The organism is Plantactinospora sp. CA-294935 (assembly GCF_050936445.1).
Lineage (GTDB): Bacteria > Actinomycetota > Actinomycetes > Mycobacteriales > Micromonosporaceae > Plantactinospora.
The window spans coordinates 6,082,492-6,104,379 of sequence record NZ_JBNJMU010000001.1 but is presented as its reverse complement, the minus strand read 5'-3'; the positions used below and the strand labels follow the sequence as shown (position 1 = coordinate 6,104,379).

Genomic DNA, 21,888 nt, shown 5'->3' with positions numbered 1-21,888 from the left:
ATCGCCTCCCACGCCCCGGCGGCCCTGCGGTAGCCTCCAGTCCCGGAGGAGAACCTGCCCAGCTTCGCCGGAACGTCCACGCCGGTCCGGACCGAACCGTGATGAATACCGCCCCGCTCACGCTGATCTGTCACCGGTCATGTCCGCGACCATGTCGTTCCTCCTCGGCGACAACTCTCACGACGGCGAAGCGACGCGTCGTACCCTGGGGAGCCGCGGTTCGGCGTGGGGGTGTACCTGTCGACAACGCTAGGGCGGGGCCGAGGCCGCCGTGACGGTCATTTGACCCACAAGTCCGGGCAGTTGCGACTACAGCTCGTCCAACCGGACCAGGCCGTCCTGGATGGCCCGGGCAACCAGCGCTGCCTTGGTCGAGGCCGGGCGGCCGGCCTCGGCGTACCTGATGCGGACCCGGTCGATGTAGCTGTTCACCGTTCGGACGGAGAGCCCGAGCTTGCGGGCCACCATCTCCTTGGATTCGCAGGCGAACCAATTGGCCAGCACGTCGAGTTCGCGGGAAGTCAGACGCGGCCGGTCCGGCCGGGTGTCCGTGCTGATCGCACGGGCCATCGAGGGAGGCGTGTAGGGCAGGTTCCGGCTCGCCGCGTGGATCGCATGGACCAGGTGCCCCGGCCCCTCGGTCTTGGCGAGGCAGGCGAACGCGCCGAGGTCGAGGCAGGTGAGGATGGTTTCCCGGTCCTCGCGCATGGTGTAGACGATCACCTGCCGACCCGAGTCGACCAGCCGCCGCAGGTCGGGGTAGGCGGGAACCTGCCCGCTGAGCAGGAGGTCGAACACGACCACGTCGGCGGAGAGGCCGGGGTCGGTCCACGCCACCGCAGGGGTCCGGCCGGAGTCGACGATCTGGACCGGCGGGTCGGCCGCCGCGCACCAGGCCGCGATCCCGGAGATGATCGCCGGATGGTCGTCGATGACCACCACCGTGTTCAGTCCCTCGCGCGCCATGTGGCCTCTACCCACACCTTCGGCCCGTCCACCAGCCGGGTCACGGTGACCCCGCTGCGGTCGACGGCCGTGGCCTCCGGGGCGTCACCGGCCGACGCACCGATCCTAGCGTCGGCGAGAACGCTCACTGTGACGCTGGTCGGCGATCCGAGCACCGTGACCCGGGCCTGGGCGGCAGCGGCCGCCAGAATCCGCAACGCCGGTTCGGTCAACGCGCGGCGTACCGCCAACGGCGGCGTCGGCCACGTGCCGAGGGTGCCGAGGTAGACCGCGACTCCGTTACGATCCGCGACGTCGAGACACGCGCGCAGTTCGTGCAACAACGGATCGGACACCTCGTCGTGCTCGGCGAACAGCCGGCGCAAGCGTGCCGCGGCCACCGCGTAGCCGGCCCGGACCCGCTCGTCGGACAGGTCTGCCGAACCGGCCGCCAGGTCGGCCAGCAGCGGTACGGAGGTCGTGGCGAGGTCGGCGTACCGGACCTGGCGGTCCGCGTGCAGGTGTTCCGCGATGGCCTCGGCGGTGCGCACCCGCTCCGCGTCGGCGGCGGCCGCCGACGCGGCGTCGACGAGGCCCTGCAGCGCCATGGCACCGGCCAGGACCGGCAATTCGCCACCGAGCACAATGGCGGTGACGACGACCAGGTCGGCGATCTCGTGCTGCTGCCCGACCAGCGCCAACTGCCCGAAACTCGCGACGGTGTGTGCACCGAGGAACACGGCTGCGGCCCTGGTGCTGTAATCCATCAGCACCAGCAGGCCGAACCAGCCGATCACACCGTAGGACCACTCCTCTTCCGACATGAGCTCGGCGGGCGGAATCCCGGTGGTCGCCAACACCGCCGCCACGCAGACCGCCGCCAACATCACCCAGCGCGGTCGGCCGAGCGGCCTGTCCCGCAGGATCTGCACACCTGCCACGACGGCGACAGCGGTCAGCAGCGTGAAGGCCACCACCTGGTGCGCCAGGCTGCGGTAGGTCTCCGGGCTCCCGATCATCAACGGCAGAGCGAAACCGAACAACACGGAGACCGTGATGGCCAAGGTCGCCAACCGCAGGCCCCGAACAAGCCGGCCCGCCATCGGGTACGACGTCGGCTCAGTCATCCGGCACCTCCAGGCTCACCCGGGCGCCGCCGGCGGGACGGGACGTCACGACCGCCCGCCCACCCACCCGCGCCATGCGCTGCCCGATGGAGTGCGACAATCCCCGCCGGTGCTCCGGTACCTGCTCCGGCGCGAAGCCCCTGCCCCGATCGGCGACCTCCACCACGGTCCACCCACCGGTACGCCGCACCGTCAGTTCGGCCGACTCAACCCCGGCATGCCGCGCCACGTTGGTCAGCGCCTCCCGGACGGCCGCGCTGATCGCCGTGGCCCGGAAGCTCGTCATCGGCACCACCGGCGGCGAGCACAGCTCCACCGCGACCGGCGCCTGCCGCACCACCTGGTGCAGCAGCCGCACCAGGTCGGCGTCACCGCCGCCGAGGTCCGGTCGTGCGGCGAGGATCTCCAGGTCGCGGGCCGCCTGGTCGGCGAGCCACGGCTCCGTGCCGTCGACCATGCCCGCGCCGACCGCAAGCAGGGTGCTCGCCGCGGTGTCGTGCAGCACCGCCAGGTGCTCTCGTTCGTCCACGCGCCGGGCGGCCGCGACCGCGGCGTCGCGCCGGGCCTGTTCATTCCGCGCGACAGCCAGGTCAGCCTGCCGGGCACCGGCCCGGACAAGCAGGTACAGCGCCCTGGACAGCCCGGCCTCGGCGAAGGTCCAGAGGCCGAGCGGAACGGACCCGGCCGGCGGGTCGGACGAAGCGAGGACGTTCCCGGTCAGGTGCGCCGCCACGATCGCCGTGGTCAGCAGCGCGCCCTGGGCCGCACTGGTGAGCCACTGGTGTGCGACGGCCGTGATAGCCGCGACGGCGAGGACCCAGTTCGTGCTGTCGCCGAGCGCATCCGGCGGCACCGTCCACCGCTGGGTCAGGCACAGCAACATGATCACGGACGTGTCCGCGAGCAGCAGCCAACCACGGGAGCCGAAGCGCGCGTACACCACACTCCATGTGCCGAGCCCTACGACCACCACTCCGACCAGCGACCGACGGTCGGGGGTCGCCTGGAACAACGCCGCACCGCTCGCGCAGACCAGCACCGCCGTGCGTACGAGGACGGCATAACGGCGGCCCAGCCGGCCCAACCCGTCCTCCGTCGCACCCGGAAGTCCGCCAGACGGAGGAACTGCCAGCCTCGGCCGAGGCTTCAGCGGTGACGACCGCGACCACCACCGACCCGTCATGGCATCCAGCCCTCGACGTGCTTACCGAGAACCGCGCGGACGAGGGCGTCGGCAATCGGTCTCGCCGGCAGCGCCGGGCGATGCCTGGCGATCGGTAGTGTCACCGGAGCTCCTGGGAATCCGTGTCAGTACGTCCACCGGTCCGCGACACGGTCGTAATCGGTATACCTGCTGCCGTCGGAGTCGACCAGGGCGCCCCCGGATGCCGTACGGTCCCGGCGACGTTCTTCGACCTGGAAAGCCGTGAGCTGCTCCGCACCCGCCTGGACCAGCGACTGTCTGTGCTGGAAGACCTCAACGACTGCGTCCTGTCCCGCGTAGCACCCTTCGCACCCGCCGGCCGGTCTGCACCGCACGCCCCCGGCACGGCGCCCGGCGGTGGACGGCGCCGCTCAGGGTCCGGGGTGGGCGCGGAAGAACGCCCAGATCACCGCCGTACCGTCCAGGGCCGGTGACGGCGGGTCGAGCAGCGCCCGTGCCGCCGCGCCGCCCGGCCCCGGCTGGCCCGGCCACTGGTGGCCAGCCCCGGCGACGGTGACCAGGGTGACCCCTCGCCCCTCCGGACAGGTGGCGGCCGAGGTCGTCACGGCGCCCGCGACGCTGACCGTGGCTGCGCCGCACCCGGCGACCCGCCGCCAGGTGTCGATCAGCGCCGGTACTGCCGGGCCGGCGGTGTCGGCCGGCATCGCCCCCTGGCCGCCGTTGTCCCGCCGCCCCGGCCCGCCACCGTAGGGGACGGTGCGGTCCGCCGTGCCATGGAGGTGGATGACCGACGTCGGCGCTGGCGCCGGACACGGGCCCAGCAGGGTGGCCGAGGTTACCCCGATCGCCGCGAACAGGGTCGTGTCGCAACCGAGGCGGTACGCGAGCATTCCGCCGTTGGAGATCCCGGTGGCGTAGATCCGGGCCGGGTCGACCGGCGTCCTAGAGGCGATCGCCGACACCATCCGTTCGACGAACCCGACGTCGTCCACGTTGGACCGGGCGGGCGGGCCGCAGCAGCCGGGACTGACCGCCCAGGCCCGCCGGATCCCGTCCGGGTACGCGACGAGGAAACCCCCGCGGTCCGCCTCGGCGTTCCAGCCGTACGACGACTGCGCCTGGCTACCGCTGCCCAGGGCGCCGTGCAGCATCACCACGAGCGGCGCCGGGGCGGACCGGGCAAGGGTGGCCGGCCGGTACACCCGGAAGGTGCGCCGCCGGCCGTCCACGGTGAGGGTGTGCTCGCTGGTACCGGCGGGCAGGCCCTCGGGCGCCGCCCCGCCGGACGGTGCCGGCGGGGATCCGCCGGGCCGGCGGGGCGGGTCCGCCGACCAGCAGCCGCCGGCCAACAGCAGCGCGACGAGCACCGGGGGCAGCACGGACCGGACCCGCCGGTGCCATGCCGGTCGGTCGACCATGCCGGTCCCCGCCCTACCCGACGGTCATCTCGATCAGTTCCCAACCGCCTTCCGGAACGGCGTCGTTGGGGTCGGTGCGCAGGTTCATCGGGTTGGCCATGCCCAGATACAGCCTGGACCCGTCGGCGAGCATGTTGCGGATCCCGTAGTTGAGGTAGTTGCCGACCCCGACCGTGTCGACCGGCGTTCCCGGCCCGTCCGGGGTGCTGAACATCCACAGGTCGCCGCCGTAGTCGTTGTACTCCCCCATGTCGTGGCCGCACCGGCCGCTGCCGATCCGCCCCTTGAGCAGGTAACTCCAGTCCATCGTGCCGATGAACAGTTTTCCGCCGGCCACGGTCATCTTCCAGAGGTAGTTGTTGTACCCGTTGCCGATGCCCTGCGAGCCGTACAGCGGGGTGTAGTTGGTCGGCCTGTTCACCCAGCCGCCCACGCCGGCGTTCGCCGCCGGGTCGTACGCCGACAGTTCCGAGGCGCCGTAGAGCAGGTCGACCTGCTGGTTCGTGGCACCGAAGTCCCGGCCCCGGAACACGACGGCGGCCCGCAGCGAACTCTTGAGGAGCTGGCAGTTGGCCTCGTCGCTCGGCTGCGGGTACCGCAACCGCAGCGCGAACGCCGACTTCAGCGGCACGTGCATGGTGCCCCAGTAGAGGTAGTCGCCGAACGCGGCCAGGCCGCCGAGGCCGTAGGTACCGGCGATCACCGGGTCCGGCTCGTACATCCGCGCGTGCCAGACCTGCCGCCAGCTACCCGCGTCGCCCGCGACCAGTCCCGGCTGGCCGTCGGCCAGCAGCGGGCTCATCCACAGGCCGGCCGTCTGCTGCGGGGTACTGGCCAGCGCGGTCGACCACGAACTGACGTAGATCCGGCCCTTGAAGTAGGTGAGGTCGGCGGCCTGCGCCGGCAGGTTCGCCACGGTCACGAAGCTGAACGGGTTGGTCAGGCTGCCGGTCCACCGCAGCACCTGGCCGCCGTCCTCGCCGTTGCGCCCGATTCCGACGCCCGCGTAGAGGGCGCCCTCGGCCACCACGAAGTGGCGGATGTTGCCGTACGCGGTGAGGTTCGTCGACCCGAGGAAGGCCCCCGTGGTGCCGTTGAACGCGAACAGGTTGATGCTGTTGTTGAGTCCGGGGCCACCGAAGAGCACCACGTTGTTGAAGGCGCCACCGGCCCGCAGTCCGAGCGTCGCCCGCAGCCGGAGCTGGTCGGCGGCGGACGCGTTCTCGATGTCGGTGGTCTTGCGCACCACCGTGCGGGTCGACTGGTCGAAGTAGAACACCTCCGGCCGGCGCTGGTCGCCGACGGCCGCCGGCACGATCGGGTTCTGCTTGACGATCTGGCTCTCCCCGTACTCGCAGACGTAGTCCGGGATCGCGACGGGTTGCGGCTCGCCGAGCGTCGCGCCCTGCACCACGCAGTGCACGTTCGCGCCGGTGCCGAACCACACCCGGGTACCGACCTGGGCCAGCCCCCAGACGTACGCCTGGTTGACCTTCGGCTGTCCCTGTGCGCACGGCGGCCCGGCCGGATAGACCACGCCGATCCCGTTGAAGCACTCGTCCGGGCGCGCCTTGGCGATGAGTTGGTACGGCAGCGTGCTCGTCACGGAGGCGCGCTGCCCCGGCTCGGGCTCGGCTGGGGCCGGGGTGGCCGTGGCCGGGGTGGCGGTGAACGGCAGGGTCAGCAACAGCACGGCCAGCACCGCGCCGAGCCGGTGTCGTCGGGTCGGATATCTGCGACGGATGTTCATGAGACCGTTGCTCCTCCCTCGATCTGATGGCGGGTGCCGGGTGCCGGCGCAACGACCCGTTCCGAGGCGACGTCCGCCCAACCGGCCCAGTCCTCGAACTCCAGGAACCGGCCCAGCCGGCCCAGTTCCTCGACCGGTCGGGCGACCAGGTCCTCGTACCGCATGGTGAGCAACCGTCGGGGCGCGACGTCGGCGAGGGCCTGCTCCACCTGGTTGGTCAGGAACGCGCACAGCCAGAGGTAGCGGCGCACGTCCTGACCCCGCTCGCGCAGTGCGGCGGCGGTCAGCCGGTCGGGGAGCAGCGGCGCGAGATCCGCCGGTACCGCCTCCGGCTCGGCATAGAACGGGTCGACCCCGCAGCGGCCCAGGAACTCCGCCCGGAGCTGGATCATCTGGAACGACGAGTGGCGGCTCATCGACCGCGCCGTGTCGGACGTGTTGCGGGTCAGATAGACGAACCCGGCGTCCGGGAAGGCCCGCAGCAGGTACGGCGCCAGATAGCTGGAGCCGCCGGAACGCTCGACCCAGCGCCGCCGTCCGGTGAGCACGGTCAGCAGGTCGAGGAACATCTCGTGGTGCCGCCCCACCGGCTGGCGCGGAAAGCCCGGCACCCGCGCGGCCAGCGCGTCGAACAGCGCGTCCGGGTCGTCGGAGATCTTCGACAGGGTCACCGCCAGGATGCCCGGCAGCGCGGTCAGCTCGCCGGCCCAGCGGCCGTCCGCCGGATACCGCACCTCGCGGGGCAGCAGGCCGATCCGGAACAGTTCGGCCAGGTCCGGCTTGGGACTGCTCAGCAGCGCCCAGTATTCGGCACCGGCGAGCACGGCGTCGCTCTTCGTCGCCGGTACGGTCGACATGAAGAACTCCTGCACCGACAGCGTGTCGGGCTGATCGGCGATCAGGTCAGAGAGCAGTGTCGAGCCGCAGCGGCCGTTGCTGATGATGATCCAGCGCCCCGAGATCGGTGCGGTCATCCGGATGCCTCCCCTCCAGGGTGTCCAACCAGGGCAGGACGAGCTCGCGTACCGCTGCGGGCGCGTCGACGAGGACGGTGTGCCGCTGCCCGGGCACCACCGCCATGCGTGCCTGCGGCAGCCAGTTCCGGATCCGCGGCAGGGCTGCGGCGAGACCGGACTCCGCGCCGTAGACGCAGAGGACCGGGCAGGTGATCCCGGCCAGTTCCGCCGGATCCGCCGGCCGGCTGCTGCCGAGGTCGGCGGCGAGCGTCGAGGCGCCGTACCGCTCGCGACCGGCGGGCAACTCCAGCCGGCGGCGGGCCCGCGACAACCACTCCTCGGTCGGTGGCGCCGACTCGATCGCGACGATGCCGCTGACCCGGTCCGGGTGCCGCAGCGCGTACCCGAACGCGACAGTCCCGCCGAAGGAGTTGCCCAGCAGGCAGACCGGGCCGGTGACGCCGAGCGCCGCCAGCAGGCCGGCCAGGTCGTCGACGAAGTCGTCGAGCCGGTACCCGGTCGCCGGACGCTCGCTGCGGCCGTGTCCCCGCAGGTCGTACATGACCACCCGGCGTCCGGTGTCGTTGACCGCCCCGGCCAGGGTGAAGTACCAACTGGCCAGCGTGTCGACGCCCAGGCCGTGCACCAGCACCGCCGGGGCGGCCCGCTCGGCCACCGGCGCCAGCACCTGGACGTGCAGAGAGATGCCGTTCACCCGCAGGGTGGTCATGTGCGTACCGGCCGGTCGAGGGCCGCCGCGATGTAGTCGACGAGTTCACCGACCCGCAGGTCGCGGATGGAGGCGAGGTCCAGGCCGGCGACGAACTGGGCCAGGTTCACCGCGTTGCCGTACCGGGCCTGCAACCGGCCGGCGAGTGCGACGATCTCGATGCTCTCGATGCCGAGGTCCTCCCGGAACGTGGTGTCCATGGTGACTTCGGCGTCGATGTCGTCGCGGACGGCGCGCAGCATGTCCGTGACCTCGGCGAGGATGGCGACCTGTGCCGGCATCATCGGGTACTCCCCCTTGTCGTTGGCTCGTCCGTCATCCCGACACCGGCCCCCAGGTCCAGCTCACGACGTAGCGCCGCGCCGGAAGGTCGTCGGGGTTGGCCACCGTCCGGTGCCCGACCCGGTAGGTGCGGCCCGAGACGGCGACCGTGGTCTCGTCGGGCGTGGCCGCCACGACGGTGCACCGGTCCGCGGTGCCGTCCGGACCGGCACCCTCCGCCCTGGCCACCGCCTCCTTGGCCGTCCGGGTCCGGGCCAGCCAGGTGGCCCGGTCCCCCGTCGCCAACACGGCCTCCCGCAGCGCGGACTCTGCCTCGTCGAACCCGGCGGTACTCTGCGGCGGCTCGACGATCTCGGCGACATCGATGCCCACCCCCGGGCCGCCGGGTGATGCCGTCCCGGCGCGTGGCCGGGCGATCGCCACCGCCATCTCGGCGCAGTACGCCAGCGACACGTCGCACTCCGGCATGCCCCGGCCCGGTCGCGGGTCCACCCAGGACCGCCCGTCCGGCTCGTCGCGGACGGTCAGCTCGATCGGGTACACGTCGACGTGGCCGTCCTCCCACAGTCGGAACCGGACCGCGTCCTTGGCCGCGATCCGGCCGAGCAGCCAGCGCTTACGGGTCGCGGGGGGCTGCCGCTCGAAGTCGGCGTACGCGGCGCCGCCGAGAATGCCGCGGGCGGCCATCGCGAGCGTCACCGGGTCGGTCCAGGCGTCGAAGGCCATGGCCCAGCCCTCCGGCTGCCGCTGCGACATCGGGTACCGCTCCGGGAAGCGCTCCGCCGGGCGGGCCGAGGGGTGGCTGTCGAAGCGCCGGTCGACCGCCCCCTCGATCACGGCGTAGACCCGGTCGCCGTCGACGAGCTGGGTGTCCGCCACGAGCTGGGTGTCGTCGATGGAGCGGACCCGGGCGACGCAGGTGAACGCCTTTCCGGCCGGCGGCGGCGGGCCGAAGAACCGGACCCGGCCCAGCGCCACCGGCAGCGCCACGGTGCGCCACGGCTGGGTGGTGATCAGCCAGTTGCCGATGAGCTGGAGCGCGTTGTCCAGCAGCGCGCCGGGCGGCGACGGGGTGGTCACCACGCCCCGCACGTGCATGTCGCCGAGCGCGTGCACCTCGCTGACGCCCTGGAACATCGGCCCGTGGAACATCAGCCGCTCGGCGTACATCTGCGCGGCGCTGACCGTGGGCGGCCGTTCGGTGCCCGGGTCGTGGCACAGCGGCGGGGGCGGGTCCGTGGGATAACCGTCGGCCACCTCCACCACGGCCCTGGCGAACGCGCCGAACGAGACCGCGTACCGGCCGGGGCCGTCCGGCTGGACGGTGATCTCGACGTCCTGCGGGGGTGCGGCGATCACCCAGCGGTGGAATCGGGCGTCGCGGACCGCGACCGCTCGTACGCCGGGCGCCGCCCGCTCCACCGCGTCCATCATGTGCTGCACGACGGTGGTCGCCGGTACGACCGGCCAGCGGTCCTCCGGATGCGGCCAGTCGTCGGGCTGGACGAAGAAGCAGTGGTGTCGCAGGTACGGCATGTCGTCCAGGGACACCCGGACGGTCTCCCGGTACGACGATGTCCGGCTCGCGGCGTCCAGGACGCTGACCGCGCTGTGTGCCGTGTCCTTCAGTAGCGCGGCCAGCTCGGCGGCGGCGCTCGAACCCCCGGCCAGCCGTTCGAGGGTGCTGAGCACGTCCGCCCCGCCGGACGTGGCGGCGCTGTCGTCGGAGGCACCGACCTGCCCGGTGCCGTCTCCGGCGGCGCCCAGCAGGCCGTTCGCGGCGGGGCCGAGCCGCACCAGCGGTCCGCCGAGGTCGAGCCGGACCGGCGCGCCGCGACGTACCGGCGGGTTGCCCGCCGCCGGCCCGCCACCGGAGGCGGGCGGTGTCGGCCGGGTACCGGACGCGGAGCCTCCCGGCGCGGACGGGAGCGCGGTCAGATCCGGGTCGGCGCCCTCCACCCACAGCGCGGTGGCCACCCGGCGGAGCTGGGCCAGCCCGGTCCGGGCCGGCACGTTGACCGGCATCGCGAGGTGATCGCGCCCGCGCAGGTTCTCCGCGATGACCGAGCTGAGTTGTCCGACTCCGACCTGTAGGAAGACCCGGATTCCGGCGTCGTGCATGGCCGCGACGGTGGCCCGGAACCGGACCGGTTCGATCATGTGTCGGGTGAACAGCGCCGACACCTCGGCCGGATCCGACGGGTACGGCGCGGCGATGGTCGCCGACCAGACCGGGCGGGACGGGGTACCCACCTCCCAGCGGCGCAACGCCGCGCCGATCGCCTCCAGTCCGGGCGCGAACGCCGGGGTGTGGAACGCCGACCGGAACGGCAGTGGCTGGCAGATGACGTGGTTACGGCGCAGCTCGGCGACGAGCCGCTGCACCTGCGCCTCCGGCCCGTTGACCACGCACTGGCTGGGCGCGTTGTCGTGCGAGATCCGTACGCCCGGGTAGTCGCGGAGCAGCGGTTCCACCTGCTCGACGCCGGCACCGACGTACGCGAAGCGGTAGTCGGCCAGCTCGACCGCGTCGGCGTTGAACAGGGCCAGGAACTCCTCGACGGACGCGGTGCTCATCTGCCCGGTGGTCGCCGCCGCCGCCCACTCGCCCAGGCTGTGCCCGGCGACCGCGTCGGGCAGCACACCGACGCGCCGCAGGGCCGCGTCGAGCAGCCGGCCCGCCTCGATCACGCAGACCCCGTGCTGGCCGAGATCCGGTACCGACCAGTCCCGGTCGGGGAGGCCGAAGTGTGCCGCCACGTCGTCCACCCGAGGGGTGAACTCCGCCTCCAGGCCGGGGAAGACGAACGCGAGCTGCCCCGGGGTCGGGCCGGACAGCAGCGGTTCCGGACTGAACCAGACGTCGCGACCGCCACGCCACGCCCGGCCCAGCGCGACCGCGCGCCGGGCGGTGCCGAGCCGGTCGGCCGTGGGGCCGACGATCCCGATCCGGCACCGCTGCCCGGCGGGGCCGGCGGCGGCCAGGGCGCGGACCTCGGCGTCGTCGGCGTCGAGCAGCCGGCGCAGCGCCGCCGGGTCGGGTGCGGCCAGCCGGAGTACCTGCTCCGGCTCCTCGACGGTCACCGTGGCCGGGGAGGTGCGGCGCCGCAGCGGCGGGTCCGGTGGTTGCTCGACGATGATGTGCGCGTTGATGCCGCCGAAGCCGAACGCGTTCACGCCGGCCCGGCGCGGGCCGGTACCCTCCCACGGAGCCGCCGTCGGCAGCGGCCGGAACCGCGTCCGTTCCAGCTCGGGCCGGGGACGGTCGCAGTGCAGCGTGGGCAGCAGCACGCCACGGTGTACGGCCAGCACCGCCTTGACCAGCCCGGCGACCCCGGCGGCCGGCATGGTGTGGCCGATCATCGACTTCACGGATCCGATCACCGGCCGGGTTCCGCCCCGGTCCGGGCCGAACACCTCGGCCACGGTGGCCAGTTCCGCCGCGTCGCCGGTCGGAGTACCCGTGCCGTGCGCCTCCAGCATCGCCAGCGCGTCCGAAGCGGTCGGGTCCAGCCCGGCCGCCTGCCAGGCCCGCCGGATGGCGAGTACCTGGCCGGAGGTGGCCGGGTTGAACATGCTGGCCGACCGGCCGTCGCTGGACACCCCGATGCCCCTGACCACGGCGTAGACCCGGTCACCGTCCCGGACCGCGTCGGCCATCCGCTTGAGCACCACGATGCCGGTGCCCTCGCCGATCAGGAGCCCGTCGGCGTCCCGGTCGAACGGCCGGATCTCGCCGCGCCGGGACAGCGCCCGGAGCTGGCTGAAAACCGACCAGAAACTGATGTCGTGCACGTGGTGCACACCGCCGGCCAGCACCACGTCCAGCCGCCCGCGGTACAGCTCGCCAATCGCCTGGTCCACCGCGATCAGCGAGGAGGCACAGGCGGCGTCGAGGGTGTACGCGGCGCCACGGAAGTTGAACCGGTTGGCGATCCGCGACGCGGTCAGGTTGGGGACGAGCCCGATCGTGCCCTCCGGCTGGTGCGGCCCGAGCCGCTCGTCGAAGAGCTGCCGCACCAGGTCCAGCCGGCCGGGCTCCAGGTCGGGCAGCAGCTCACGGAGTGCCAGGGTCACCTGGCTGGACATCCGTACCCGCTGGGCGTAGCGGGCCTGTGCCGGGCTGAGGATGCCACCTCGGCCGAGAATCACCCCGACCCGGTCGCCGTCGGGGAGCCGGTCGAACCCGCCGGCATCCTCAATCGCCGCCGCGGCGACGTCCAGCGCGATCAACTGATCCGGTTCGATGTCCGGGACCGACGCGGGCATGAGTCCGTAGCGCAGCGGCTCGAACGTGGCGAGTTCGTCGACGAACCCGCCGCGCCGGCAGTACAGCCGGTCCGGCCGGTGCGCCTGGTCGGGGTCGAAGAACTCCGCGTCCCACTTGTTCGGCGGCACGTCGGTGATGGCGTCCACCCCGTCGACCAGGTTGCGCCAGTAGTCCTCCAGGGTCCGCGCCCGGGGCATCAGCACGGCCATCCCGACGATGGCGATCGGCCCGGTCACGGCTACCAGCCCGAGGCGGTGTAGACGACCGAGCCGACCGTGGCGTCACCCCAGGCCAGCTCGCGCAGCAGGCTGAGCACGCCCTCCTCGCGGTCGATCAGCGCGATGCCGCGGCGGGCGTACTCCTGGCTCAGCTCGGCCGTCACCATGCCACGGTGCCCCGCCACCGGCGCCCACGGTCCCCAGTGCACGGTCAGGCAGCGGATGCCGGTACGGGCCGCCCACCGCCCGCCGACCGTGGCCATCGCGTCGTTCGCGGCCGCGTAGTCGCCCTGGCCGCGACTGCCGAAGGCCGCGGCGATGCTGCCGTAGAGGACCACGAACCGGGGCGCCCGGGGCAGGTCCTCCAGCGCCTCCAGCACACCGTGCACACCGTCCACCTTGGTGCCGAACACGCGGGCGAAAGACTCCGGGGACTTGTCCGCCAGCAGCTTGTCCTCGATGATCCCGGCGGCGAAGACCACGCCGTCGATCCGGCCGTACTCGCTCTGGATCTCCTTCAGCAGCCGGTGGGTCGCCTCCTGGTCGCGCACGTCCAGGGTGTGGTAGCGCACCTCGCTGCCGAGATCACGCAGTTCGCGGACGGTGGCCTCGACCTCGCGTCCGGTGATGATGCCCTGCGCCATCCGGTCGATCTCGGCCGGTGAGCGCAGGCCGCGCCGGGACAGCGCCGCACGTACCCCGGCGAGGTCGGCGGCGCCGGCCGTGTCGGGCTGCTCGGGATGGTCCGGCGGTGAGGTGCGGCCGACCAGCTGGAGGTGGCAGCGGGTGGCGGACGCGAGCAGCCGGGCGAACGACGCCGTGATGCCCTGCGCACCGCCGATCAGGACCACCACCGAGTCGCTGCCGAGACCGAGCGCCCGCGCTTCCGCCACCCCGTCGGCCGCCGGCCCGGCGCCGCCGCCGGACGGGCCGGGCAGTGGTTCCCCGACCAGGTCCACGGTGTACCGGGCGCCGTCGTCCCGGCAGACCACCGGCACCTGCCCGCCGAGCAGGATCTCCTCGACCAGTTCGGCGGCGAGCCGCTCGGCCGGCGCCGAGCCGTCCATCTCTACCAGCCGCGCCGACACCGCCGGGTACTCCCGGTTGATCGTCCGGAACAGACCCGGCAGGCCGTCGGCCCGGGTTCCGCCGGCCGCGGCGGCGGCCAGCAGCCAGCGGGGACCGGCGGCCAGGGCCTGCTTGACCAGCGGGAAGACCGCCGGCAGCAACTGCCACCCGGCGGTGGTCAGGCCGTCGAGCACGACCAGTCCGTCCAGCTTGCCGGCCGCAGCCAGCTCGTCCGCCGGGAGCGGCCGGTCCTCCTCCAGCGTTGCGGTCCGCGCGGTCGCACCACGCTCGCGGAGCAATTCCACCACCCGGTCCGGTACCGGCCCGGCACCGGTGACCAGGAAGGTAGCGCCCGACAGGTCGCTGTCCGCCGCCCCCGCCGGTTCCGTCAGGGCCAGACGGCGGGCCACCATCCGGGTCGGCGCCGCGATCGGATGGTCGGGGCCGGTCCGCTCCGCCGCCTGCGGGGAGCGCGGCGACGCCGGTGGTTCCGGCGCCCGCAGGGACGGGCCACCCGCCGGTGCGGTGGCGGCGACCTTCTCGGTCAACCACTCCACCATGGCGCGGACCGTGCGCGCCTTGACCAGGTCCTCGAGCGCGGCCTGGTCACCGCCGGCCACCGGCAGCCGCAGGCGGGTGGCGACCTCTCCGGCGACCTCGGCGCGCTTGATCGAGTCGATGCTCAGGTCGGCCTCCAGGTCGAGGTCGAGGCCGACCAGGTCGACCGGGTAGCCGGTGCGTTCGCTGATGACCGCGAGCACCGCGCCCTGGAAGTCCAGCTCGGCCGGGGGTACCGCCTCGACCGGCTCCGGCGCGGGTTCGGCCGGCGCCGGTACGGCGACCGCCGGGGACGCCGCCAGCTCCGCCTGGGCGGGCTGCCAGACCAGCCGGCCGGTGTTCCCCGGCGCCCCGTCCGAGAGGTACGCGAGCATGACGTCACGCTGCGAGGCGATCAGCTCGCGGGCCGTCTTGAGATATTCGGCGACCAGATCGTCCCGTCCGCCAGCCGCTGTGGTCATCTGCAACTCCTCGACGCGTCGGGGTGGTCTCATGCCACCGGGCAGGCAGTCGCCGTTGGCGTCCCGGACGAGCTGACCGTCGACCGTCCAGGTCGGCCGGGCCGGGGACTCGCGCTCCGGGACACCGTCCGCGTCCCGCCCCCGGAACAGCCAGCCGGTCTGCACCGGTACGCCCGCACAGGCCAGCTCGGCGAGCGCGAGCAGGAAGGCCCGCAGCCCCGCACCTGGCGCACCGTCACACGCGACGGCCAGGTGCGGGCGGTCGCCCAGCACCGCACCGACCAGCCGGGTGAGCGCCTGACCCGGACCGGTCTCGACGAAGGTCCGCACCCCGCTGGCGTACATGGCCTCGATCTGGTCCACGAACCGCACCGACGCGCCGACCTGCGCGGACAGTTCGCGCCGGATCCCGTCGGGGTCGTCCGGGTAGCGCCCGGCGGTCCGGTTGGCCCAGACCGGAATCGCCGGCCTCGTCACCGGGGTTTGGGCCAGCACCTCGGCCAGCCGTTCGCCGGCCCCAGCGACCAGCGGACTGTGGAACGCGCACCCGACCTGGAGTCCCCGAGCGGACAGTCCGGCGTCGGTCAACGTCGCGACCGCGGCCCGGACGGCCGGGCTGGGTCCGGAGATCACGACCTGGTCCGGTGCGTTGTGGTTGGCCACGACCACGTCGTCGACGCCACCGTCGGCGAGTATGTCGCCGACCTGCCGCGCGGTCCCCGCGACCGCGGCCATCGTGCCCGGGTCGGCACCGGCGGCAGCCAGGATGGCGTCCGCCCGCTCCTGGCTGAGGTCCAGCAGGGTCTGCTCGTCGAAGGCGCCGGCCACGCAGAGCGCGACCAGCTCGCCGTAGCTGTGCCCGGCGGCGGCGTCCGGCTGGACGCCGAGCCGGCGTAGCAGATGGTCGACGGCGAGACCGCAGATGCCGAGGATCGGCTGCGCGGCACGGGTGTCCCGGACCCGCTCCGAGAGCTCGCGCCGGGCCGGCTCGCCGAACGCGCTGGGCGGGCAGAGCAGCCGGGACAGCTCTCCGCCGAGGTGAAGGTAGCGCCGCAGCTCGGGAAAGCTCACGAACAGGTCGGCCAACGCACCCGGCCGCTGGCTGCCCTGCCCGGGAAACAGGAAGGCCACCGTGCCCCCGGTGGGCGGCCGGGACGGCTGGACCAGGCCGCTCCTCGGGTCGTGCTCACCGGCCAGCGCACGCCGCAGCAGGGTCGCCAGCTCGTCCAGGTCACGGGCGACGACCGCGACCTGGACCGGGCCGCTCCGGCGGTCGGACTCCCGGGCCAGCCGGGCGGCCAGGTCGCGCAGCCGGACGGCGGGTACCCGCGGCGCGGCCAGCTCGCCCGCCAGCGCCGACACCGACCGGTGTGCCGCGGCCCGGTCGGCGCCGCGGAAGCAGAAGAGCTCCGCAGGCCACTCGTGCCGGGTGTGGCGCGGCGGCACCGTGCCGGCGTGACCGCCGAGTACGGCGTGGTAGTTGGTGCCGCCGAAGCCGAAGGCGCTCACCCCGGCCAGTCGATCCGCTGGGGCCGCCAGCCATGGACGCGACTCGGTGTAGAACGCGAACGGGCTCAGTTCGGGCTGCCAGGCCGGGTTGGGCCGGCTCAGGTTGATCGTGGGCGGACGGACTCCGTGGTGGAGCGAGAGGGCGACCTTGATCACGCCGGCCAGACCGGCGGCGCACTTGGTGTGCCCGATCTGTGACTTCACCGATCCCAGCGCGCACTCTCCGGCCGCCGCACCCGCGTCCGTGAAGAGCCTGGTGAGGGTCTCCAGCTCGGTACGGTCGCCGACGACCGTGCCGGTACCGTGCGCCTCCACCAGCCCCACCCGGCTCGGCGAGACCCCGGCGCTGCGGTACGCCCGGTCCAGCGCCCGCCGCTGGCCCTCCGCACGCGGAGCGGTGAGGCCGAGCGCCCGACCGTCGCTCGACGCGCCGACGCCCTTGATCACCGCGTAGATGCGGTCGTGGTCGCGCTCGGCGTCGGCCAGCCGCCGCAGCACCACGCAGGCCACTCCCTCTCCCAACGCGATCCCGTCTCCGGAGCTGTCGAAGGTGCGGCAGCGCCCGGTCGGGGAGAGCGCGTGGGCGGAGGTGAACATCAGGAAGTCGTTGATGCCGTTGTGCAGGTCGGCCGCGCCGCAGACCATCACGTCGCTGTCGCCGGTCAGCAGTTCCTTGCAGGCCGCGTCGAGCGCGGCCAGCGAGGATGCGCAGGCGGCGTCGACGGTGAGGTTCGGCCCGCCCAGGTCCAGCCGGTTGGCGACCCGGCCGGCGATGACGTTCGCCAGTACGCCGGGGAAGGAGTCCTCGGTCACCGTCGGGAGCTGACCCTCCAGCCCGGCGGGTACCTCACCCAGGTAGCCGGGGAGCATGGTACGCAGCGTCTGCGCGTGCCCCATGTCGCTGCCGGCCTCGGCACCGAAGACCACCCCGATCCGGGAGCGGTCCACCGTGGACGACTCCGGCGGGTATCCCGCGTCGAGCAAGGCCCGGTGCGCGACCTCCAACGCCAGCAGTTGGGTCGGGTCGATGCTGCCCAGCGCGGCCGGCGGGATGCCGTACCGGATCGCGTCGAAGGGTACCGGCCGGAGGAAGCCGCCCCACTTGGACACGGTGTACCGGCCGGCCTGGTCGGGGCCCACCTCGGGCCGGTAGTAGGTGTCGACGTCCCACCGCTGTGCGGGTACCTCGGTGATCGCGTCCTCGGCGTCGAGGATCGTCCGCCAGAAACCGGCCAGGTCGGGCGACCCGGGGAACACGCAGGCCATGCCGACGATCGCGATGTCCAGCGGTGCGGGTTGCCGTGGCCGCCCGGCCGGCTCCGAGCTGCCGAGTTCGGCGCGCAGCGTGCGGGTCCGCTCGCGGTGGAAGGCGGCCGCGTCACCGGTCACCCCGGCGTGCAGGTCGGCGATGGTGGTCGGCTCGTCGCGCAGCACGGCGACCTGGCCGGCCATGAACAGCCCCTCGGCGGCCTGGATGTGCTCGTCGACCGCCACCAGGTCGTCGCCGTCGCGGCGGACGCCCTTGCTGGCGAGTCGTAGCCGGCCGACGTTGAGCATTTCCAGGTGCTGCCACACCTGCCGGCTGTCGGCTCCGGCGGCGGACAACTCGGCCTGGAGCCGGTGGAAGTCGTCCACGAACGGGCTGGGCAGGCACCGGGTGGCGTGCCCGGGCGCCGTCTCCAACAGGGCGGTGCCGGTCGCCGCCAACGCCTCGCGCTGGAACCCGGGCCGGATCGCGCCGCACTCGACCGCCTCGCGGGTGAACAGGTAGGCCGTACCCATCAGGACGCCCATCCGCACGCCACGGCGGGCCAGCGGCGCCGCCATGGTCGCGACCATCGCCGCGGACCGCGCGTCGTGGACGCCGCCGGCGAAGAACACCTCCAGGCCGGCGCCGTCGCCGCCCGCGTCGAGGTGCTGCTCGATCACCGTGAGCTGGGCCTCCCACAGCGGGAAGCTGGCCCGGGGGCCGACGTGCCCGCCGCACTCCGCGCCCTCGAAGACGAACCTGCGGGCACCGGCGGCCAGGAACTGGCGCAGCAGGCCGGGCGAGGGCACGTGCAGGAAGGTCGCGATGCCGTCGGCCTCCAGCACGGTCGCCTGCGCCGGCCGCCCTCCGGCGACGATGACGCAGGTCGGTCGGATCTCCCGGATCACCTCGAGCTGCGCCGCCCGCAGTTCGTCCGGGACGAACCCGAGGATGCCGACCCCCCAGGGACGGTCGCCCAGCGCGGCGGCGGTCTCGCGCAGCAGGCGCCGGGACCGTTCCGCGTCGGCCAGCGCCAGCGCGACGAACGGCAGGCCGCCGCCGTCCGCGACCGCTGCCGCGAACGGCGCCTCGTCGCTGACCCGGGTCATCGGCCCCTGTGCCACCGGGAACCGCACGCCGAGCGCGCGGGCCAGCGGCGCCCCGGAGGCCAGCAGATCGGGGGCGGCGTCGTCGGCGGTGGCGTCGAGGATCGCCGCCCTGACTCCGCGTACCGCAGCAGCGGCGTCCGGCCAGCGGCGGACGAACTCCGACGCCAGTCCACCGTCCTGGCCGACCTGGAGCAGGTCGTCGGTGCCAGGTCGGGAAATCCCCCGTACGTGTCCACGAAGGACGGTTTCCGAGCCGTCCATCCGGCGGATGGCGGCGATGGTGTCGTCCGGCAGGTCGGCCTCGGGCATGAGCGCGAGCTGGCTGTCCAGCACCACGCCGCGGGCACCGCCGACGACGCAGGCCGCGGCGGTGCGCGGGCCGATGCCGCCGCAGACCCAGACCGGCAGGTCCAGGGTGTCGTCGGCGAGAATCCGCTGCATCAGGACGAACGAACTGAGTTCACCGACCCGGCCGCCTGCCTCCGAGCCGCGGACGATCAGCCCGTACGCGCCGGCCGTGGCGGCCCGGCGGGCCTCGTCGAGGCCGGTGACCTCGACGAGAACCCGGTGCCGGGCCGCCACCTCCGGCACGGGCCAGGGTGAGTCCGGTGCCACGACCACCGTGCAGAGCCGGCCCGCGGCCGCCTGCTCCACATCGGACAAAGTTGCCTCGCAGCCTGCGGCCACCCGGATCCCGAACGGTACGGAGGAGAGCGACGCGGTTTCGCGCACCGCCCGCAACCCGCGCGTGTTGTCGACAGACAGGTCGAGTACGCCCAGACCGCCACCGGCGCCGACGGCGGCCACCAGACGTGGACTGGGTTCGAAGACGGTACCTGGACAGATGGCGACCACTAGCTCATCACTACACACCGCATGCCCCCGAATGGTGTGATTACTTCAACGGCGATCCGCACTAGGTGGACAAAGATCCGCTGCTGAGCTGGCCATCACTTTATGGGCGCCAATATCAATCGGACAAGACCACTTGACGACGTCCCTTCGCCGTTTTGGTGATCTTCTTCAATCCCCAGGCACCTGGGCATTCCCCGTCATCGACGGGACGCCGCAGAGTATCTGCACCCGCTATGTAACATTTCGCAGATGCCATGCAGTCGGTTGCTTCACCACGACACGGCGTTCGCCAAGACGTGTTGCTGGTCAGGGTCGTAATAGGACAACATGAGATGGCTCGCCGTACTTAGCTCCGGATGCCCGAAGAATGCGTAGCACCAGGATTCGGCACTCGACGCGCAATCCGGGATCTGTCGCTCTTCACCGACGGTCCAGGGGCCGGCCGGAGAACCCGCGCGCCAGATCCGGTAGTGGCCGCCGAGGCTGGTCTGCTCGATGGCGGCCAGCCCGTCGGAATAGGCGCGAACGTCGAGGAAGAACGGCCGGGCCCCGGACATCACCGAGTCGGCGGCGGTGATGTCGCTGGTCCAGCCGTCGGTGGTCCAGTAGCGGTAGGCCAGCGGGCGCGACCAGGCGGCGACGCCGCGCCACAGCGTACGGGCCAGCACGGTACGGCCGGTGCCGCACGTGCCGAAGCCCGAGTCGTCGCAGTGGAACGCGTAGACGTAGAGGAACCCGTCGTCGGCGAAGATCGGCGAGCCGAACTGCCGCTGCCACGCGAGGTCGTCGGTGGAGCCGGTGGCGAAAACGCGGTGGTGCGCCACGAACGTGTTGCTCGCCGGGTGATAGAAGCTGATCCCCCAGGCCTGCGTCGTCCACACCCAGTTGCCGCGGACGCAGACGTCGGAGTAGGTGAGGGCGACTAGGTCACTGCCGTCGTACCCGTTGATCAGCCGGGCCGGCCCCCGGGTGGCCCCACTGAGCCACGACGCCGCGTACGAGTTGGTGCCGGCCGTACCGCACGGCCTGCCGTCCGGGAGCACCAGCCCGGTGGGCGTCGGGAGGAACGGGCGTGGGGCATCGGTGCGCGGCGGTACCGCTGGCGTGGCGGGCGGGGTGGGCAGCTCACTCAACTGGTCCGGCACCGCTCCCGGCGCGTACGGGCCGGTGGCGGCGGTGGTCCCGCCGATGAAACCGAAGGCCTCACCCGCCGCGTCGAGGAACACGGTGTCGCAGAAGAGCCAGAGCGCCTGGCCAGGTTGGTCCGGCAGGGCGACGCTGTAGCCACAGTCCCGTGCGGCGGTGTTACCGGTGGCCGTCTCGTAGTGCGAGGTTACCCGGGCCGGCGGTGCCGCCGCGGTGTTGGCGGACGCCGGGATGCCGGGCCAGAGCGGCAGGATGGCGGCGACGCCGACGACGATCAATCGCTTCACTATGGACTCCTTCCGTTGGGAGGGGCCGATGGTAGTCCAAACAATTGATCACGCTGCCCGTTGATCCGGAAGGCCTCGATCGATGTGTCCGCGCCCGACCGGTCGAGCGGAAATGATCTCGTCCGGGTATCCACGGACAGCGCCGGGATCCGGTGCGGGCCCGCTCCGCACCGGCTCCGGGCGGGCCATTTCCACGTCGCGGATGGGGTGACGTCGGGACGTCGTCGACGCCGAAAGGCGGTCCCTGCGCCTGATTCGTCGGGAGCCTCAGGGTGCGGACAGGTCGAACCTCCGGCCCGTGACCGCGCCACCGAGCGCCTGGGTGGCGTAGTTGAGTATCCCGAGTCCTCTACCGGTAACGACCTCGGTCTGACCGGTATCCCATGAAGAACTGCCAGGCGTTGTGCAACGTGAGGGCCGGGCCGTGGGTGGCGAAGGTGACGCCATCCCTGCTGCAGGAGGAGCGGGCCTGCCGTCCGGCGCCGGGGCGGATGTCCGCGTTGGCCGGAGCCGGGTGGTATCCACCGACACCGGCGATCCCGTCGCCGGGCGGAACGCGACCGCCAGGAGGGCCACCGGCCAGGGTGGCGGCGATCGCGGTCCGCCAGGATGGCCACCAGCCGCGACCCGTACCGTGGGCGGTCCGGCAGCCGGCGCGACCGGCGGGGTCTGCGCCACGACGTCCAAGGGTCTTTCCCCTCTGTCGCCCGGGTGCGACACCGAGCGTGTTAACGGTAACAAAGGCCGACGGCCGATGCCTCGGCACATCGAACGGGACCGGATGA

At 72.9% G+C, this 21,888-nt stretch carries 11 protein-coding genes; all 11 read right to left on the bottom strand.

The genetic code is table 11. The features are described from left to right. Positions 1-309 precede the first annotated feature (309 nt). The 11 genes from ACQEVC_RS27005 to ACQEVC_RS26955 all read right to left on the bottom strand — a co-directional run bounded on the left by ACQEVC_RS27005 (position 310) and on the right by ACQEVC_RS26955 (position 21,103). A complete protein-coding gene (locus ACQEVC_RS27005) occupies positions 310-966 on the bottom strand; it encodes a DNA-binding response regulator (protein ID WP_432882716.1) in 657 nt (218 codons plus the stop codon). Then, complete coding sequence (locus ACQEVC_RS27000) at positions 948-2,072, bottom strand: hypothetical protein (protein ID WP_432882713.1); 1,125 nt, start codon at positions 2,070-2,072, stop codon at positions 948-950. Before ACQEVC_RS27000 ends, ACQEVC_RS27005 begins: the two co-directional genes overlap by 19 nt. Beyond that, positions 2,065-3,156: a sensor histidine kinase gene (locus ACQEVC_RS26995; protein WP_432882711.1), complete on the bottom strand. Its 1,092-nt coding sequence runs from the start codon at positions 3,154-3,156 to the stop codon at positions 2,065-2,067. Before ACQEVC_RS26995 ends, ACQEVC_RS27000 begins: the two co-directional genes overlap by 8 nt. Positions 3,157-3,647: 491 nt before the next feature. Then, positions 3,648-4,655, bottom strand: a complete 1,008-nt coding sequence (locus tag ACQEVC_RS26990) for an extracellular catalytic domain type 1 short-chain-length polyhydroxyalkanoate depolymerase (protein ID WP_432882709.1) — start codon at positions 4,653-4,655, stop codon at positions 3,648-3,650. Positions 4,656-4,668: 13 nt separating this feature from the next. Continuing rightward, complete coding sequence (locus ACQEVC_RS26985; RefSeq protein WP_432882707.1) at positions 4,669-6,405, bottom strand: hypothetical protein; 1,737 nt, start codon at positions 6,403-6,405, stop codon at positions 4,669-4,671. Then, positions 6,402-7,379, bottom strand: coding sequence for a hypothetical protein (locus ACQEVC_RS26980; RefSeq protein WP_432882705.1), 978 nt, complete (start codon positions 7,377-7,379; stop codon positions 6,402-6,404). Before ACQEVC_RS26980 ends, ACQEVC_RS26985 begins: the two co-directional genes overlap by 4 nt. Then, a complete protein-coding gene (locus ACQEVC_RS26975; RefSeq protein ID WP_432882702.1) occupies positions 7,309-8,091 on the bottom strand; it encodes an alpha/beta fold hydrolase in 783 nt (260 codons plus the stop codon). The genes ACQEVC_RS26980 and ACQEVC_RS26975 overlap by 71 nt, the downstream gene beginning before the upstream one ends. Beyond that, entirely contained in the window at positions 8,088-8,375 is a 288-nt protein-coding gene (locus tag ACQEVC_RS26970; protein ID WP_432882699.1) for an acyl carrier protein, read from the bottom strand. The genes ACQEVC_RS26975 and ACQEVC_RS26970 overlap by 4 nt, the downstream gene beginning before the upstream one ends. A gap of 31 nt (positions 8,376-8,406) precedes the next feature. Then, complete coding sequence (locus ACQEVC_RS26965) at positions 8,407-12,879, bottom strand: beta-ketoacyl synthase N-terminal-like domain-containing protein (RefSeq protein ID WP_432882696.1); 4,473 nt, start codon at positions 12,877-12,879, stop codon at positions 8,407-8,409. A 2-nt stretch (positions 12,880-12,881) separates the two neighbouring features. After that, the gene (locus ACQEVC_RS26960; protein WP_432882693.1) at positions 12,882-19,622 is read right to left on the bottom strand and encodes an SDR family oxidoreductase; all 6,741 of its coding nucleotides are present in this window, start codon (positions 19,620-19,622) and stop codon (positions 12,882-12,884) included. Positions 19,623-19,939: 317 nt separating this feature from the next. Then, entirely contained in the window at positions 19,940-21,103 is a 1,164-nt protein-coding gene (locus ACQEVC_RS26955) for a hypothetical protein (RefSeq protein ID WP_432882691.1), read from the bottom strand. Between the last annotated feature and the right edge of the window lie 785 nt (positions 21,104-21,888).

What these genes read in the sequence shown, in the direction of transcription:
- ACQEVC_RS27005 (WP_432882716.1), bottom strand. Translation starts at nt 966, where the DNA reads ATGGCGCGCGAGGGACTGAACACGGTGGTGGTCATCGACGACCATCCG.
- ACQEVC_RS27000 (WP_432882713.1), bottom strand. Translation starts at nt 2,072, where the DNA reads ATGACTGAGCCGACGTCGTACCCGATGGCGGGCCGGCTTGTTCGGGGC.
- ACQEVC_RS26990 (WP_432882709.1), bottom strand. Translation starts at nt 4,655, where the DNA reads ATGGTCGACCGACCGGCATGGCACCGGCGGGTCCGGTCCGTGCTGCCC.
- ACQEVC_RS26985 (WP_432882707.1), bottom strand. Translation starts at nt 6,405, where the DNA reads ATGAACATCCGTCGCAGATATCCGACCCGACGACACCGGCTCGGCGCG.
- ACQEVC_RS26980 (WP_432882705.1), bottom strand. Translation starts at nt 7,379, where the DNA reads ATGACCGCACCGATCTCGGGGCGCTGGATCATCATCAGCAACGGCCGC.
- ACQEVC_RS26975 (WP_432882702.1), bottom strand. Translation starts at nt 8,091, where the DNA reads ATGACCACCCTGCGGGTGAACGGCATCTCTCTGCACGTCCAGGTGCTG.
- ACQEVC_RS26970 (WP_432882699.1), bottom strand. Translation starts at nt 8,375, where the DNA reads ATGATGCCGGCACAGGTCGCCATCCTCGCCGAGGTCACGGACATGCTG.